General features: G+C 71.1%; 14 protein-coding genes. 3 read left to right on the forward strand and 11 right to left on the reverse strand.

Annotation, left to right across the window (positions count from 1 at the left end; translation table 11 throughout):
• Positions 1–14 precede the first annotated feature (14 nt).
• Positions 15–1,679, reverse strand: coding sequence for a flagellar basal-body MS-ring/collar protein FliF (gene fliF / locus RGE_RS08270; RefSeq protein ID WP_014427888.1), 1,665 nt, complete (start codon positions 1,677–1,679; stop codon positions 15–17).
• 116 nt (positions 1,680–1,795) lie between these two features.
• On the opposite strand from fliF, the gene fliE reads away from it, so the two are divergent.
• On the forward strand, positions 1,796–2,131 hold the full coding sequence (gene fliE, locus RGE_RS08275; protein ID WP_014427889.1) for a flagellar hook-basal body complex protein FliE: 336 nt from the start codon (positions 1,796–1,798) through the stop codon (positions 2,129–2,131).
• Positions 2,132–2,254: 123 nt separating this feature from the next.
• On the opposite strand, the gene RGE_RS08280 is transcribed toward fliE, so the two are convergent.
• The 10 genes from RGE_RS08280 to RGE_RS08325 all read right to left on the reverse strand — a co-directional run bounded on the left by RGE_RS08280 (position 2,255) and on the right by RGE_RS08325 (position 11,517).
• The gene (locus RGE_RS08280) at positions 2,255–4,195 is read right to left on the reverse strand and encodes a putative bifunctional diguanylate cyclase/phosphodiesterase (protein WP_014427890.1); all 1,941 of its coding nucleotides are present in this window, start codon (positions 4,193–4,195) and stop codon (positions 2,255–2,257) included.
• Positions 4,189–4,683, reverse strand: coding sequence for a GspH/FimT family pseudopilin (locus RGE_RS08285; RefSeq protein ID WP_014427891.1), 495 nt, complete (start codon positions 4,681–4,683; stop codon positions 4,189–4,191). The genes RGE_RS08280 and RGE_RS08285 overlap by 7 nt, the downstream gene beginning before the upstream one ends.
• Complete coding sequence (locus RGE_RS08290) at positions 4,680–5,102, reverse strand: type IV pilin protein (RefSeq protein ID WP_014427892.1); 423 nt, start codon at positions 5,100–5,102, stop codon at positions 4,680–4,682. Before RGE_RS08290 ends, RGE_RS08285 begins: the two co-directional genes overlap by 4 nt.
• Positions 5,099–5,857, reverse strand: coding sequence for a flagellar brake protein (locus RGE_RS08295; RefSeq protein ID WP_014427893.1), 759 nt, complete (start codon positions 5,855–5,857; stop codon positions 5,099–5,101). Before RGE_RS08295 ends, RGE_RS08290 begins: the two co-directional genes overlap by 4 nt.
• Positions 5,858–5,914: 57 nt before the next feature.
• Positions 5,915–6,214 carry a flagellar protein FliT gene (locus tag RGE_RS08300; RefSeq protein ID WP_014427894.1) on the reverse strand — a complete coding sequence of 100 codons (300 nt, stop codon included), beginning with the start codon at positions 6,212–6,214 and terminating at the stop codon, positions 5,915–5,917.
• A gap of 25 nt (positions 6,215–6,239) precedes the next feature.
• Complete coding sequence (gene fliS, locus RGE_RS08305) at positions 6,240–6,674, reverse strand: flagellar export chaperone FliS (protein WP_014427895.1); 435 nt, start codon at positions 6,672–6,674, stop codon at positions 6,240–6,242.
• A gap of 163 nt (positions 6,675–6,837) precedes the next feature.
• Positions 6,838–8,280, reverse strand: a complete 1,443-nt coding sequence (gene fliD / locus RGE_RS08310) for a flagellar filament capping protein FliD (RefSeq protein ID WP_014427896.1) — start codon at positions 8,278–8,280, stop codon at positions 6,838–6,840.
• Positions 8,281–8,443: 163 nt separating this feature from the next.
• Positions 8,444–9,313, reverse strand: a complete 870-nt coding sequence (locus RGE_RS08315; protein ID WP_014427897.1) for a flagellin domain-containing protein — start codon at positions 9,311–9,313, stop codon at positions 8,444–8,446.
• 241 nt (positions 9,314–9,554) lie between these two features.
• Positions 9,555–10,421, reverse strand: a complete 867-nt coding sequence (locus RGE_RS08320) for a flagellin domain-containing protein (RefSeq protein WP_014427898.1) — start codon at positions 10,419–10,421, stop codon at positions 9,555–9,557.
• 232 nt (positions 10,422–10,653) lie between these two features.
• On the reverse strand, positions 10,654–11,517 hold the full coding sequence (locus RGE_RS08325; RefSeq protein ID WP_014427899.1) for a flagellin domain-containing protein: 864 nt from the start codon (positions 11,515–11,517) through the stop codon (positions 10,654–10,656).
• Between the two features lie 454 nt (positions 11,518–11,971).
• Here RGE_RS08325 and RGE_RS08330 point away from each other — a divergent pair, with 454 nt between their 5' ends.
• Together RGE_RS08330 and RGE_RS08335 are read left to right on the forward strand one after the other, a co-directional pair.
• On the forward strand, positions 11,972–13,984 hold the full coding sequence (locus RGE_RS08330; protein WP_014427900.1) for an O-linked N-acetylglucosamine transferase, SPINDLY family protein: 2,013 nt from the start codon (positions 11,972–11,974) through the stop codon (positions 13,982–13,984).
• Between the two features lie 17 nt (positions 13,985–14,001).
• Complete coding sequence (locus tag RGE_RS08335) at positions 14,002–14,766, forward strand: glycosyltransferase family 2 protein (RefSeq protein WP_014427901.1); 765 nt, start codon at positions 14,002–14,004, stop codon at positions 14,764–14,766.
• Positions 14,767–14,802 lie beyond the last annotated feature (36 nt).

The following is a 14,802-nucleotide window of genomic DNA, read 5'->3' on the forward strand; positions in this document are numbered from 1 at the left end:
ATCGGATTCTCCCGTCAGGCGGTTTCGCCGCTGACCCAGCCGCGCACGATGTTCGCGACGGCGGCCGGGTTCTCGCGCGCCAGCTTGCGCGCGGCTTCGAGCTTGTCGTTGGAGCGCGGGGCCTCCAGCGCCGGCAGCTGGTCCGGGCCCGGCAGCGCGGCGTCGCCGTCGACGAGCTCGTCGACCGTCTCGCCCTTGAGCGGCTCGGGCTTGGCGGTGGCGGCCTTGATCGCCGGGCGGATCAGCGTGAAGGCGACGATCAGCGCGACGAGCACCAGCGCCGCCGGCGTCGCGCCGCTGCGCAGCAGGTCCAGCACCCAGGGCTGCTGCCACAGCGGCACTTCCTCGGCCTCGGGCGCCTTCTCGACGCGGAACGGGGCGTTGACCACGCGCACCGAGTCGCCGCGCTCCTTGCTGAAGCCGATGCCCTGCTCGACGAGCGAGGTCAGCTTGTCCAGCTCTTCCTGCGACAGCGGCGTGCTCGTCGGCTTGCCCTTGGAGTCGGTGCCGGTGCGGTGGTTGACGACGACCGCGGCGTTCAGGCGGCGCACGATGCCGGTGGCGCCGCGCACCACGCGCACCGTCTTGTCGACTTCGTAGCGCGTCTCGGCGTCGCGCTGGGCGTTGCCGCCGCTGGCGCCGCCGTTCGTGGCCTGCAGCGCTTGCGCCGTGCCGTTGATCGGCGCCGAGGCCGGCACCGGCGGCTGGTTGCTGACCGCGCCGGGCACGCCGGTGGGCGTGTTGGCGCCGGGGCGGTTGGACTCGGAGACGCGCGAGGCGCGCACCGCGGCGGCGTTCTCGCCCTGGTTGGGCTTGAACTCCTCGGAGGTCTGCTCGGTCTGCGAGAAGTCGACCTCGGCGGTGACGGTGGCGCGCAGGTTGTCGCGACCGACCACCGGCTCGAGCAGGTCGTTGACGCGGCGCAGATAGGTCGCCTCGACCTCGCGCACGTACTGCAGCTGCTGGGTGTCAAGGCCCTGGGCGCTGTTGTCCTGGTTGGACAGCAGCGTGCCGTCGCCGTCGAGCACGCTGACCGCCTTGGCGGCGAGCTCGGGCACGCTGGAGGACACCAGGTGCACGATGCCGGCGAGCTGGGCGCGGTCCAGCGTGTGGCCCGGGCGCAGCGTCAGCACGACCGAGGCCGAGGGCTTCTGCTGCTCGCGGAAGAAACCGTTCTGGTTGGGCAGCGCCAGGTGCACGCGCGCCGTCTCCACCGACGACAGCGTCTGGATGGTGCGCGTGAGCTCGCCTTCGAGCGCACGCTGCAGGTTGATGCGTTCCTGGCCCTGGGTCTGGCCGAAGGCCGTCTTGTCCAGCAGTTCGTAGCCGGTGATCGAGCCCTTGGGCAGGCCGGCGGCGCTGAGCTTCAGGCGCAGGTCGTAGACCTGGTTGGCCGGCACCATGATCGTGCCGCCGCCTTCGCTGAAGCGGTAGGGCACGTTCATCTGGGCCAGCTTCTCGACGATGGCGCCGCCGTCCTTCTCGCCGACGTTGGCGAAGAGCACGCGGTACTCCTCCTGCTTCAGCGACATCGCCAGCACGACGACGATGGCCAGCAGCGCGGCGATGCCGACGCCGGCCATCACCTTGGTCTTCATCGGCAAGGCCGCGAGTCGCGCCACGAATCCGGGCGGGGTCTCGGGCACGAGCGGGGGTTGCGCAACGACGGCAGTCTCCATGGCCGGCGATTCTTCGCTGGCATGCCGGGTCGCGGTGGCGCAAGAAAACCGGCAAACACTCGCCTGTTCGCGCCTTAGGCTGCCGGACGGCGCCCCTACAGTGCGGTATCGGCACCATGGACCTCAAACTCAAGCCCTTCGACTTCAACCAGGCGGTGGCGCGGGCCGGGCTGCGGCCCGACGGCACGCCCCTGGTCGGCAAGACCGAGGCCCCGGCGGCCGTCGGCGGCAGCAACTTCCGCTCGGCGATGGCCGAGGCGCTGCAGGACGTGAGTCGCAACCAGCTCGAAGCGCAGCGCATGCAGCGCGAGGTGGCGCTGGACAACCCGACCGTCAGCCTCGAGGAGACGATGGTCGCGATGCAGAAGGCGCAGCTGGGCTTCCAGGCGACGCTGCAGGTGCGAAACCGGCTGGTCTCGGCTTACACCGAGATCATGAACATGCAGGTGTAGGCCCCCCCCCGTAGCGCCTTCGGCGCTCCCCCCCAGGGGGGCGACGCCGGCGGACCGGCGGAGCCGGATCCGCGGCGTCAGCTTGACTCGGTCGGTGCTGCCGCTTTTCTTTGTCCTCGGGACTCAGACCAAGGCTTTGTCGGCGTTTTGGTTGTTCTGGTGGGGCAGGCGGTCCGGAGCGGCGGGGCGGCCGAGCAGGAAGCCTTGCAGGACGTCGCAGCCGTGGGCGGCGAGGGCCTGGCGCTGGGCTTCGGTTTCGACGCCTTCGGCGGTGACGCTCATGCCCAGGGCGTGGGCCATCGAGACGACCGAGCCGACGATGACGCCGACCTTGGCGTCGTCGGCCAGGCTCTGGGTGAACTCGCGGTCGAGCTTGACGCGGTCCAGCGGGAAGCGCCAGAGGTGCGCCAGGCTGGAGTAGCCGGTGCCGAAGTCGTCCATCGCGATGCTCACGCCCAGGCCGCGCAGCTCGCGCAGCGCGCGCAGCACGGGCTCGGTGCGCGCCATCAGCAGCGACTCGGTGATCTCCAGCTCCAGCCGCTCGGGCGCCAGGCCCGATTCGCGCAGCGCCACCGACACGAACTCGGCGATCGCGCCGTCGCGGCGGAACTGCGCCGGGCTCAGGTTGACGGCCACCGTCAGCGGCGCCGGCCAGCGGGCGGCTTCGCGGCAGGCCGCGCGCAGCACCCAGACGCCCAGGTCCTCGATCAGCCCGGTCTGCTCGGCCAGCGCGATGAAGGTGGCCGGCGGCACCCAGCCGCGCTCGGGGTGGGGCCAGCGCGCCAGGGCCTCGTAGCCGACGATGCGGCCGCTGCCGGCGTCCATCAGCGGCTGGAAGTGCAGGGCCAGCGCATTGGTGGCGAGCGCGTCGCGCAGCTCGGCGCTCAGGCGCCGGCGGCGCTGCAGCTCGTCGTCCAGGCGTGCGTCGTAGAAGCGGAAGGTGCCGCGCCCGTCGGCCTTGGCGCGCGCGAGCGCCAGGTCGGCGTGCTGCAGCAGACGGTCGGCTTCCTGGCTGTCGACGCCGTGCAGCGCGATGCCGATGCTCGCGCCGATCTCGCAGCGCCGGCCGCCGACGTCGTAGGGCTGGCGCAGCGCCTCGACGATGCGCTGCGACAGCGTCGCCAGCGCGTCGGCGTCGCCGGTGTCGGCCAGCACCGCGAACTCGTCGCTGCCCAGGCGCGCGACGAGGTCGCCGCTGCGCACCGTGGCGCGCAGCCGCGCCGCCACCTGGCGCAGCAGCGCATCGCCGGCGCCGCGGCCCAGCCATTCGTTGAACTCGCGGAAACGGTCCAGGTCCATGCACAGCACGGCGCTGTGGCCGCTGCCGCGCGCCGCGGCGCGGCGCAGCGCGGCGACGAAGCTCTCGCGGTTGAGCGCGCCGGTCAGCGGGTCGTGCTGGTCGAGGTAGTCGATGCGTGCGCGCGCGCTGCGTTCGGCCCGGGCGTAGGCGCGCCACAGCAGCAGGCCGGCCAGGCCCACGCCCAGCAGCCCGGCGAAGGTGACGCTGGCGGCGCTGACCGCCGAGCGTGTCGTCACCGCGGCGATCTCGTCGAGGTCCACGCGCACCTCGGCCACGCCCAGCAGCATGCCCTCGGCATGCACCGGCAGCCAGACCTCGGCATGCACCGCGGCGCGCTCGTCGGGCTGGCGCTCGAGTTCGACCCACTGCGCCGTCTGGCCGCGGGTCAGCTCCTGCACGCGCTGCGTGGCCAGGTCCGGCGCGGTCGCCGGCAGGCCTTCGGAGGCCAGCGAGACGCGGCCGTCCGGCGCGTAGAGGCGAAAGGCGTAGATCCCGGTCGGCCCGCGCAGCCCGGCCAGCGGCAGCAGCGCCCGCGGCGCCGGCGACGGGCCGAACAGCGATGCGGCCTGCGGCACCACCGTGCCGAGCTGCTGGGCCCAGCCGCGCGCCATGCGCGCGGCTTCCTCCTGCAGATGGCGCTCGGCGACCGCGTGCAGGCGCAGCGCCACGGCGACGATGGCGACGACGATGACGGCGAACCACAGCGCCACGGCGCGTGGCAGCGACAGGCGGGGCAGGGACGTGCGCGGCGTGGGCGTCAGCATGCAGGGTAACCGGGCACGGCGGCTGCGGGCGCGCAGATGCGGGCTCGGCCCAGCGGCGACAGCGATACCTGCAGGCGCTCGCCGCGTGTCGATTCGAAGAGTGCCGGCCGCGGCGTCGCCTGGGCCTGGCCGTCGGCCTCGAGCTGCGTCGGCGCCGCGTCCACGAGGCGGATGCCGCCGTGGTCGGCGGCGCGCTCGGTCTTGAGCTGGCAGGCGCGGTGGGCGTCGCAGCCGCAGCCGGGTTGGGTGGCGATCGCCCAGCACCAGCCGGCGCCGGGGCGCACCTCCAGCTGCAGCGGCTGGCCGCGGCGCGCGGCCTCGAAGCGGGCCTCGCCCAGGTCGGAAGCCAGCGTCTCGGCGGCGAAACGCAGCCGCGAGCGTTCGGCGGCGCTGCCGAAGGACGGCACCGCCAGCGACGCGAGCAGGGCGACGATCGCGACGGCGATCATCGTCTCCAGCAGCGTGAGGCCCAGCGCGCGGTGTTTCATCGGTTCCAGCAGCGGCGCGTCGGCCCGGTCTGGGCGAAGCCGCTGTCCACGGCCAGGGTCAGCGCGGCGCAGTCCTGGTCGGCATGCTGCGGGCCGCCGCTGGCGGGCGTCGCGCGTGCGAGGTAGCGGCCGGCGGCCTCGCGCTGCAGCGCCAGCGTGTAGTAGCCGGCTTCGCTGCGCTCGGGCAGGCGCAGCGCATCGAGCGAGTCGGCGTAGCCGCCGTGGTCGTCGCGGTAGCGTTCCTGCGCGGCCTGCAGCCGGGTCAGCGCCTGCACGGCGTCCACCCGCCGGCTCTTGCGCAGGCTGTCCTGCCAGCTGGGCACCGCCAGCCCGGCGAGGATGGCGGCCACGGCGCAGGCCGACATCACGTCGACGAGACTGAAGCCGCGCGCGTCGCGGGCGGGGGCCGAAGCGTTCACAGCGACATCAGCCGACGGCGGCGTTGCGTGAGGTCGATCCAGCGCTGCAGCAGCCGCTCGGCGCCGGGCGGCAGGGCCACCCATTCGCAGCCCAGGCGCAGGCCCTGGCCGTCGGCCGGCAGCGCGGTGACGTGGCGCAGCGCCAGCGCGAGCGTGAAGCGGGTCTCGACGTCGAGCTCGATCTGCACGTCGGCGATCTGGATGCCCGGGGCCATCGGCGGCACGTCGTGCGGCAGCAGCAGCGCGCAGCCGCCGGCGCTGATGTCGATCACGCGCAGCGCCAGCGACATCTCGGGGATAGCCGGGTGGCGCAACCGCGCCGTCGGCGCCGTGCGGCCCTGCGGCCGCACGCGGAAGGCGCTGCGGCGCTGGAAGCGGTAGAGCGAACGCGGGATCTGGGCCTGCAGCGCGCAGGCGCGGGCGCTGCGCACCAGCAGCAGGCCCTGCAGCTCGAACTGCAGCTTGACGCTGTCGAGGTAGGCCACGGCCGTCGCCTCGTCGGCATCGACCAGGCCCTGCAGCCCGGGGTGGCCGTCGTCGGCGCTGAACGACAGCCGGTCCGAGGCCGCGTCCAGCGACCACAGCGTCGTCGTGAGCCCGATGCCGCCGGGTGCGTTCAGGTGCACCGGCACGTTGCCGTCGCAGAGCTGGCGCAGCAGCGCCTGCAGCTCGCGCGGGTGCTCGACGCGGAACTCGGCCCACCGGTCGATCGAACCGCCGTCGTCCAGATCGGCGGGGCGGGTGTCCTGGAACATCGCTGTGTCTCGCGGCAAAACGGCAAACGCCGCCCGGAGGCGGCGCAGGGGTGGGCTTCAGTGCAGGGTCTTCTCGCGGCCTGCCAGGGTGTCGTCGAGGTCCTGCAGCCAGGGCTCGGCCAGGTGCCGGATCTCGGCGTCGTTGATGAGGATGCGCTGCATGATCCGGGACTTGGTCTTGGCCGCCTCGGCGTCGAGCGAGGCTTCGCGGGCCGCGTGCTTGAGCTGGCTGATCAGCAGCACGCAGGCGCCCTCGAGCTTGACGACCTCGTCCCAGTTGCCGGCCTTGGCAGCCGAGAGCATGTCGGCGCTCGCCTGCTCGATGGCCTCGTAGTACTTCAGGAGGTCGGTGTTCATCTCGGGTCCTCGTGGTGGCGTCGGCTCAACCCCGGCCGGAGAAACCGCCGACGGTTTCGCCGATGGCGTTCCAGGCATCCTGCAGCGGCTGCATCAGGCGCTGGCATTCGTCGAGGATGGCCTCGTCGTTGCGGATGTTGGCCTGCGTCAGGCGCAGCTCCAGGTAGCCGTACAGGTCGTTCAGGTCCTGCGCCAGGCGGCCGCCGGACTTCATGTCCAGGTTCTCGCGCAGGCCTTCGCCGACGATGCGCAGCGCACGCTGGATGCCGCGGCTCTTGCGTTCGACGTTGCCGGCGCGCATGCCGCCTCGGGCCTGGGCGACGGCGTCCATGTAGCCTTCGAACAGCATCGCCACCAGGCGGTGCGGCGTGGCCCCGCTGACGCCGGTCTCGGTACCGATGTGCCGGTAGGCGTTGGCGAACTGCTGCGGGCGGGCGTACGCGGTGGCGGTGCTGAACATGTTGGGCTTCGAATGGGGAATCAGCGACAGTGACGGATTTATCGGCCGCCCCGGCCGGCACTTGAGCCGCAAAAACGCGCTCCTGCAGCCTCTGTCCCGGCCCCAATGCCGACGGCCCCGCCCCGCGGGACGCGGGCACGGGGCCGTCGGGCTCGGGGGGCGGTCAGCTCGACTTGTTCAGCGCCGCGAGCTGCTGCGAGACGTAGTTCGACAGGCCCGACAGGCTGGCCATGCTCGAGTCCAGCGCCTGGTACTGGCGCCGCACGCGGGCCTCGGTGCTCGTCAGCCGGGTCTCCATCGCGTCCTGGCTCTTGCTGTTGAGCGTGATCTCGGCCTTCAGGCCCTCGCTGCGCGTGGTCAGCAGGCCGTCGGTGTCCAGCGCGCTGCGTCCCAGGTCGCGGAAGCGGTCCATGAAGCCCGAGCTCGACGTCGTGCCGGTGTCGGCGGCGAAGAGCTTGCGCAGCTCTTCGCGGTTGCTGCTCAGCGCGTTCTGCAGCTTGGTCTTGTTGACCGCGAGCTTGCCGTCGGCGCCCATCGCGATGCCGACGTCCGACAGCCGCGAGTACACCGACGACGCGGTGCTGCCTTCGTTGATGACGCCGCGCAGCTGCGACAGCAGGTTGCCCGTCGTGCGGTCGCCCTGCAGCACGCCGCCGGTCTTCTTCGTCGCGTCATACTGGGTGTTGTCGCGGATGTAGCCGGCGAGGTCGTTGAACGACTTGACGAAGGTGTCGACGGCGCTGGTGATGGCGTCGTCGTCGGCCGTCACGGCCACCGCGACGTCGCTGCCGGTTGCCTTGTTGAGCGTCAGCGTCATGCCGTCGGCGACGTTCTTCAGCGTGTTGCTGGCCGAGCTGATGGCGATGCCGTTGATCGTCGCCGCGGCGTTGACCGCGGTCTGGGTGCGCGTCATCGGGCTGCTGCCGGCGGCGTCGAAGCCCAGCGTCGACAGCCCGGTGGTGGCGCTGCCGTCGTCGGAGGTCTCGGTGGCGGTGATGCGAAAGCCGTTCTCGGCGCCGGTGTCCGTGGAGCGCAGCGCCAGCCGCGCGCCGCTGGCGTCGTTGACGATGGTCGCCGACACGCCGGCCTTGGCCGAGTTGATCTTGTCGCGGATCTTCTCCAGCGTGTTGTCGGCGTCGGTGATGGTCACCGTCACCGGCGTGCTGCCGCTCTTGGCGTTGAAGCCGGTGGGCGAGGGCTCGCCGGCCCAGCTGCCGAGCTCGATCTTCAGCGTGCCGGTGCCCACTGCGGCGGTCGACGAGGCGAAGGCCTTGCTGACGGTCGTCTGCACGCTCGCCAGCCGCGACACGTTGACCGCGTAATTGCCCAGCGCGGCGCCGGTCTCGGTGCTCACCGTCACCGAGGCGGAGTCGCTGCTGGAGGACTTGGTCTGCTTCCAGGTCAGCACCGAGGCCAGCGAGTTCGCCGCGTCGCGCAGCGCGCCGGTGTAGCTGGTGAGCTTGCCGACCGCCGACAGCTTGGTGTTGAGCGAGTCCTGCTGGTTCTGCAGCAGCGCCAGCGGACGCCTCTCGATCGACATCAGCTTGGTGACGATCGATTCGACGTCCAGGCCGCTGCCGAGACCGGTAGAGGTGATCGTGGCCATGGGAGCTTCCTAGGGTTCTCGAGCGGTTATCGGCGGTCGCGGTGCGTCACTTGAGTCCGCGTCCGCGAAAGGCGTCACGCCGTACGGCGCGCCGGCGCATCAGGAGGCGTCGGCCGCGGTACGGCGTGTCAGGGGCGTGCCGGCGCGGCCGGCGTCGCGGGCGTCAGCCTTGCAGCAGGCGCAGCACCTGCTGCGGCAGCTGGTTGGCCTGGGCGACCATCGCGTTGCCGGCCTGCTGCAGGATCTGAGCGCGGCTCAGGTTCGCGGTCTCGGAGGCGAAGTCGGCGTCCATGATGCGGCTGCGCGCGGCCGACTGGTTCTCCGACGAGACCATCAGGTTGGAGATCACGGCGTCGAAGCGGCTCTGCGACGCACCCAGCGTCGCGCGCTCGGTGTTGACCTTGTTGATCGCGTCGTCGATGCCGTCGATGACCAGGCCGATCGCCGCGACCGAGGCGGCCGAGCCGATGCTCTTGCGCGTGCCGGCGACGTCGGTGTAGGTGCCGGCGATCGAGGTGATCTCGGCGGCCTGCGTCAGGTCGGAGGTGGTCAGCACGATCGTGTCGTCGGCGGTCGTGTTGGCGCCGACCTGGAAGGTCAGCGACGCCGCCTCGGAGCCGAGGATGTGCTTGCCGTTGAAGGTGGTGCCGCCCAGCACGCGCTGGATTTCCTTGGCCAGCTCGCCGAACTCCTTGTCCAGCGACTCCTTGTCGTCGTCGGAGTTGGAGGCGTTGCGCGCCTGCACCGCCAGTTCGCGCATGCGCTGCAGCGCGTCGCCGACCTTGCCCAGCGCGCCTTCGGCCGTCTGCGCCATCGAGATGCCGTCGTTGGCGTTGCGGATCGCGACGTTCATGCCGCGCACCTGGGCGTTCATGCGTTCGGCGATCGCCAGGCCGGCGGCGTCGTCCTTGGCGCTGTTGACGCGCAGGCCCGAGGACAGGCGCTGCATCGAGGTCGCCAGCGAGGACTGCGAGGCCGCGAGGTTGCGCTGCGCGTTCAGCGAGGCCAGGTTCGTGTTGATGGTCTGCGGCATGTCGAGTGCTCCTCAAGTGACGATGGCTTCCGGCCACCGCCCCGACCGTGAATCCGGGTGTTCCGCCGCAGAGACGACGCGACAGGACATGGCTGGATTGTGGGAATCGCTTGAGGCTTTCGATCCGCCGAAATGAGGCCGAATCGCAGCGCAGTTCGGTCCCCCTGACGTGCCGCGACCCCGGCGGGCAGGGCCCGGCCGGGGTCGCGTTCGGGAGACCCGGGGCGAGGCCCCGGCTCGCTCAGCCGCGCAGCAGCGACAGTACCTGCTGGGGCAGCTGGTTGGCCTGGGCGACCATCGCGTTGCCGGCCTGCTGCAGGATCTGCGAGCGGCTCAGGTTCGAGGTTTCGGCCGCGAAGTCGGCATCCATGATGCGGCTGCGTGCGGCCGACTGGTTCTCGATCGAGGTCTGCAGGCTGGAGATGACGGCGTCGAAGCGGCTCTGCGAGGCGCCCATCGTCGCGCGCTGGGTGTTGACGGTGTCGATCGCCTTGTCGAGCGCGTCGATGACGGTCTTGATCGTCGCCGTCGTCGCCGACGAGTCGATCTTCGAGCGTCCGGTGCCGATGTTGTCGGTGCCGGCCACCGAGGTGATCGTCGCGTCCCCGGTGAGGTTGGTGGTGATGACGTCGATCGTGTCGTCGGTGGTCGTGTTGGCGCCGACCTGGAAGGTCAGCGAACCGGCCTCCGATGCCAGGATGTGCTTGCCGTTGAAGGTGGTGCCGCCCAGCACGCGCTGGATTTCCTTGGCCAGTTCGCCGAACTCCTTGTCCAGCGAGTCCTTGTCGGCGTTGGAGTTCGAGGCGTTGCGCGCCTGGACGGCCAGTTCACGCATGCGCTGCAGCGAGTCGCCGACCTTGCCCAGCGCGCCTTCGGCGGTCTGCGCCAGCGAGATGCCGTCGTTGGCGTTGCGGGCCGCCACCGTCATGCCGCGCACCTGGGCGTTCATGCGTTCGGCGATCGCCAGTCCTGCGGCGTCGTCCTTGGCGCTGTTGACGCGCAGGCCCGAGGACAGGCGCTGCATCGAGGTGGCCAGCGAGGACTGCGAGGCCGAGAGGTTGCGCTGCGCGTTCAGCGAAGCGAGGTTCGTGTTGATGGTCGAGGGCATGTCGGTTCCTTGTCGGATGAAGAAGGCCCGGCCGGTCGACTGGAGGAACCTGGCGGGACAGGCGTGGTGCCTGTCTTGGGTATCGGTGGCGGGGCGCCGGCGCTTGATGCGGCGGAAAGCTCGATAAGCGGGGTGGAAACCGGCGCTTTTCGGGCGATGGTCCGCGGAAACGAAAACGCCGCCCGGAGGCGGCGTCAGCGCGGCGCGCACGAGGCGCGCCGGGCGTCGTCGTTCAGCGCAGCAGCGACAGCACCTGCTGGGGCAGCTGGTTGGCCTGGGCGACCATCGCGTTGCCGGCCTGCTGCAGGATCTGCGAGCGGCTCAGGTTCGAGGTTTCGGCCGCGAAGTCTGCATCCATGATGCGGCTGCGGGCGGCCGATTGGTTCTCGATCGAGGTCTGCAGGTTCGAGATCACGGCGTCGAAGCGGCTCTGCGAGGCACCCATCGTCGCGCGCTGGGTGTTGACCGTGTCGATCGCCTTGTCGAGCGCGTCGATGACGGTCTTGATCGTTGCCGTCGTCGCCGACGAGTCGATCTTGGCGCGACCGGCGCCGGTGTTGTCGGTGCCGGCGACCGAGGTGATCGTCGAGTCGCTCGTCATGTTGGTCGTGACGATGTCGATCGAGTCGTCGCTGGTCGTGTTGGCGCCGACCTGGAAGGTGAGCGAACCGGCCGCGGAGCCGAGGATGTGCTTGCCGTTGAAGGTCGTGCCACCCAGCACGCGCTGGATTTCCTTGGCGAGTTCGCCGAATTCCTTGTCCAGCGAGTCCTTGTCGGCATTGGAGTTCGACGCGTTGCGCGCCTGGACGGCGAGTTCACGCATGCGTTGCAGCGAGTCGCCGACCTTGCCCAGCGCGCCTTCGGCGGTCTGCGCCAGCGAGATGCCGTCATTGGCATTGCGCGTGGCGACGTTCATGCCGCGCACTTGCGCGTTCATGCGTTCGGCGATCGCGAGGCCGGCCGCGTCGTCCTTCGAGCTGTTGACGCGCAGGCCCGAGGACAGGCGCTGCATCGAGGTCGCCAGCGCCGATTGCGAAGACGCAAGGTTGCGCTGCGCCGTCAGCGAGTTGATGTTGGTGTTGATGGTCGATGCCATTGAATGACTCCAGTCAGTTTGCGATCCAAGTTCCCGGCAAGAGCGCCGGCACACACCGGACCTCCACGGTCGCCTCGCGGCGCGGCGTGTCGTCCCGTTGCCTGCCGGAGCCCTCGGACTCACACCCTTGGACACCCGGCTCGCCCGCGCTAGTCAACCGTGGGGCCCTGGAAGTCGCTCTGACGTGCTTCTCGGGCATCGGCCGGCCAACCGGACCACGGAACCTCGATTCATTGATTCCGTTGAGGCTGGTATCGGAGCGAGCCGGCGCGAACTTGAGGACTTTTCGAGATCCGCCCTGAAGCCGAGATCGCACCCGCCGCGGCGCGATGCGGCGTAATGCACGGGAAAGCGGGCGCTGTTGTGCGCATTGCGCGCGGGGGCGGCTGCCTAAAGTCCGCCCACGGCCTGGCACGGTTTCGCGCCAGGCTGCCCGTTGCCACCCGGAGCCGCCATGTCCCCAGCCCTCTCCGCCCCGATCCGCCCGCAGTCCGCCGCGGCTGCACCGCATGCGCGCAACGTGCCGCAGCGTGGCAGTCCGGGCGCCCACCAGCAGTGGAACCAGGGCGTCGCGCTCGCGCGCCAGGGGCGGCTGGTGGAGGCCGTGGCCTGTCTGGAGCGTGCCGTGCGCATGTCGCCGAGCGTGCCGCTGTACTGGCTGAACCTGGCCAGCGTGCGGCGCAAGCTGTTCCGATATGCCGAAGCCATCGACGCCGCACGCCGCGCCTTCGCGCTGAACACCGCCGACGAGACCGCCTGCCACCTGCTGGTCGAACTGCTGCGCACCAACAACCGCGGTGCCGAGGCGCTGGAGGCGCTGGACACGCTGGATGCGACCGTGCCGCGCACCGCGCGCCACTGGCTGCTGCGCGGCTCGCTGCTGATGACGGCGCAGGAGTGGCAGGACGCCGCGCTCGCCTTCCTTCAGGTGTTGCAGGAGAAGCCGGCCGACCTGGAGGCCTACCAGCAGCTCGGCTTCGCGCTCGCCAACCTGCGCCGCTACGGTGACTCGGCCGAGTGCTTCCGCACGATCTCGATCCTCGAGCCGGCGCACTTCGGTGCCGCCGTCTACGCCGCGCACTACGCCGCCTGGGCCTGCGACTGGAGCCAGGGCGTCGAGGACCAGCAGCGCCTGGCCAACGCGCTGGCACTGCAGACCGACCCGACGCAGACGACCTCGTTCAGCCCGTTCTGCCTGCTGTCGATGAACGACGACGCCGCGTTCCACCGCGCCGCCGCCGAGATCGAGGCCGCGCGCATCGAACGCCTGGTCATCGCCGGTGCCGGCCGCGGCGCCTATACCGCTTGGCCGCGCGCCGCCGAGGCGGTGGCCTCCGGCCGCATCCGCGTGGGCTTCGTCTCCGCCGACTTCCGCACCCACGCCACCAGCATGCTGGCCGTGCGCACGCTGGAGAAGCTTCCGCGCGATCGTTTCGAGGTCGTGCTCTATTCGCACGGCGCCGACGACGGCTCGGCGCTGCGCGAGCGCATGATCGCCGCGGCCGACCGCTTCGTCGACTGCAACGAGATGAGCGCCACCGAGCAGGCGCAGCAGATCCACGACGACGGCATCGCGCTGCTCGTCGACATGAGCGGCTACACCGGCAACACCCGCATAGGCGTCTTCGCGCTGCGCCCGGCGCCGGTGCGCACGCTGTGGCTGGCCTATCCGAGCACGCTGGGTGCACGTTTCGTCGACTACGTCGTCGGCGACCCCATCCTCACGCCGCTGGAGCACGCCGAGGACTTCACCGAGCACATCGCCCAGCTGCCGCTGTGCTACGAGCCGACCGACCCGTTGCGCGAGCACCCCGAGCCCTCGTCGCGCGCCGAGGCCGGGCTGCCCGAGCACGCGTTCGTCTTCGCCTGCTTCAACCAGAGCTACAAGATCACCGAGCCGGTGTTCACGCGCTGGTGCCGCATCCTCGAGCGTGTGCCCGGCAGCGTGCTGTGGCTGCTGGTGCCGCAGGTGGAGATCCAGGCCGCGCTGCGCGCGCGTGCCGCCGAACGCGGCATCGAGCCCGAGCGCCTGATCTTCGCCCCCTTCGTCACGCCCAGCGAGCACCTGGCGCGCCTGCCGCAGGCCGACCTGTTCCTCGACACCTTCCCCTACGGCGCGCACACCACCTGCTCGGACGCGCTGTGGATGGGTCTGCCGGTGCTGACCCAGATCGGCCGCAGCTTCTCGGCGCGTGTCGCCGCCAGCCTGCTGGCCGCCGTCGGCCTGCCCGAGCTGGCGGTCGAGTCCGAGGAGGCCTACGAGGAACTCGCGGTGCGCCTGGCGACCGTGCCGGGCGAGCTGCAGCGCGCGCGCCAACACCTGGACACCAAGCGCCTGGAGCTGCCGCTGTTCGACAACGAGCGCTTCACGCCCGAGCTGGCCGCGCTGTTCGAGCGCATGGTCGGCCGCTGGCGCGACGGCCTGCCGCCGGCACCGCTGGCCGCCGAGCCGCTGAAGCACGCCTGAACCGCCAGGAGGATCGCATGCACGTCGCCGTCGTCACGCCGTACTACAAGGAATCGCGCGCCTGGGTGCAGCGCTGCCTGGACAGCGTGCGCGCGCAGACGCGCGCGTGCGAGCACATCGTCGTCGCCGACGGCCACCCGCAGGACTGGATCGACACCGCGGGCGTGCGCCACATCCGGCTCGACCGCGCGCACGGCGACTACGGCAACACGCCGCGCTCGATCGGGGCCCAGCTCGCGCTGTCCGAGGGCTACGACGCCGTCGCCTTCCTCGACGCCGACAACTGGTACGAGCCCGATCACCTCGAGGCCTGCATCACGGCCGCCGAAGCCAGCGGCGCCGATTACGTCGCCGCACGCCGCAACTGGGTGCGCGAAGACGGTTCGCGCATGCCCTACGAGTCCGACGAGGACCGGCGCGGCACGCACGTCGACACCAACTGCTTCTTCCTGACCTTCGGGGCGTTCCACACCCTCGCGCGCTGGCTGATGATGCCCAAGCCGATGGCCATGCTGGGCGACCGCTTCTTCCTCGCCTCGCTGCGCGAGGACGGCCTGTGCGGCGCGAAGACCTCGCGGCCGACGGTCAACTACCTCTGCACCTGGGCCCACGTGTTCCGCGAGATCGGCGAGGAGCCGCCGGCGTCGGCCAAGGACGGGCTGCCCACCGCCAAGTTGCGGCGCTGGGTGGGCCAGTTGCAGAATGAAGACTTCCGACAGATCAAGCGTCTGGCCGGCTGCGACCTGCAGGCCTTGCTGGACATGCGCCCGTCCCCGGGCTGATCCTTGTCGCCCGCGGCCGCGGGCCGGAGGTCGACG

It is taken from the genome of Rubrivivax gelatinosus IL144 (assembly GCF_000284255.1).
GTDB lineage: Bacteria > Pseudomonadota > Gammaproteobacteria > Burkholderiales > Burkholderiaceae_C > Rubrivivax > Rubrivivax gelatinosus_A.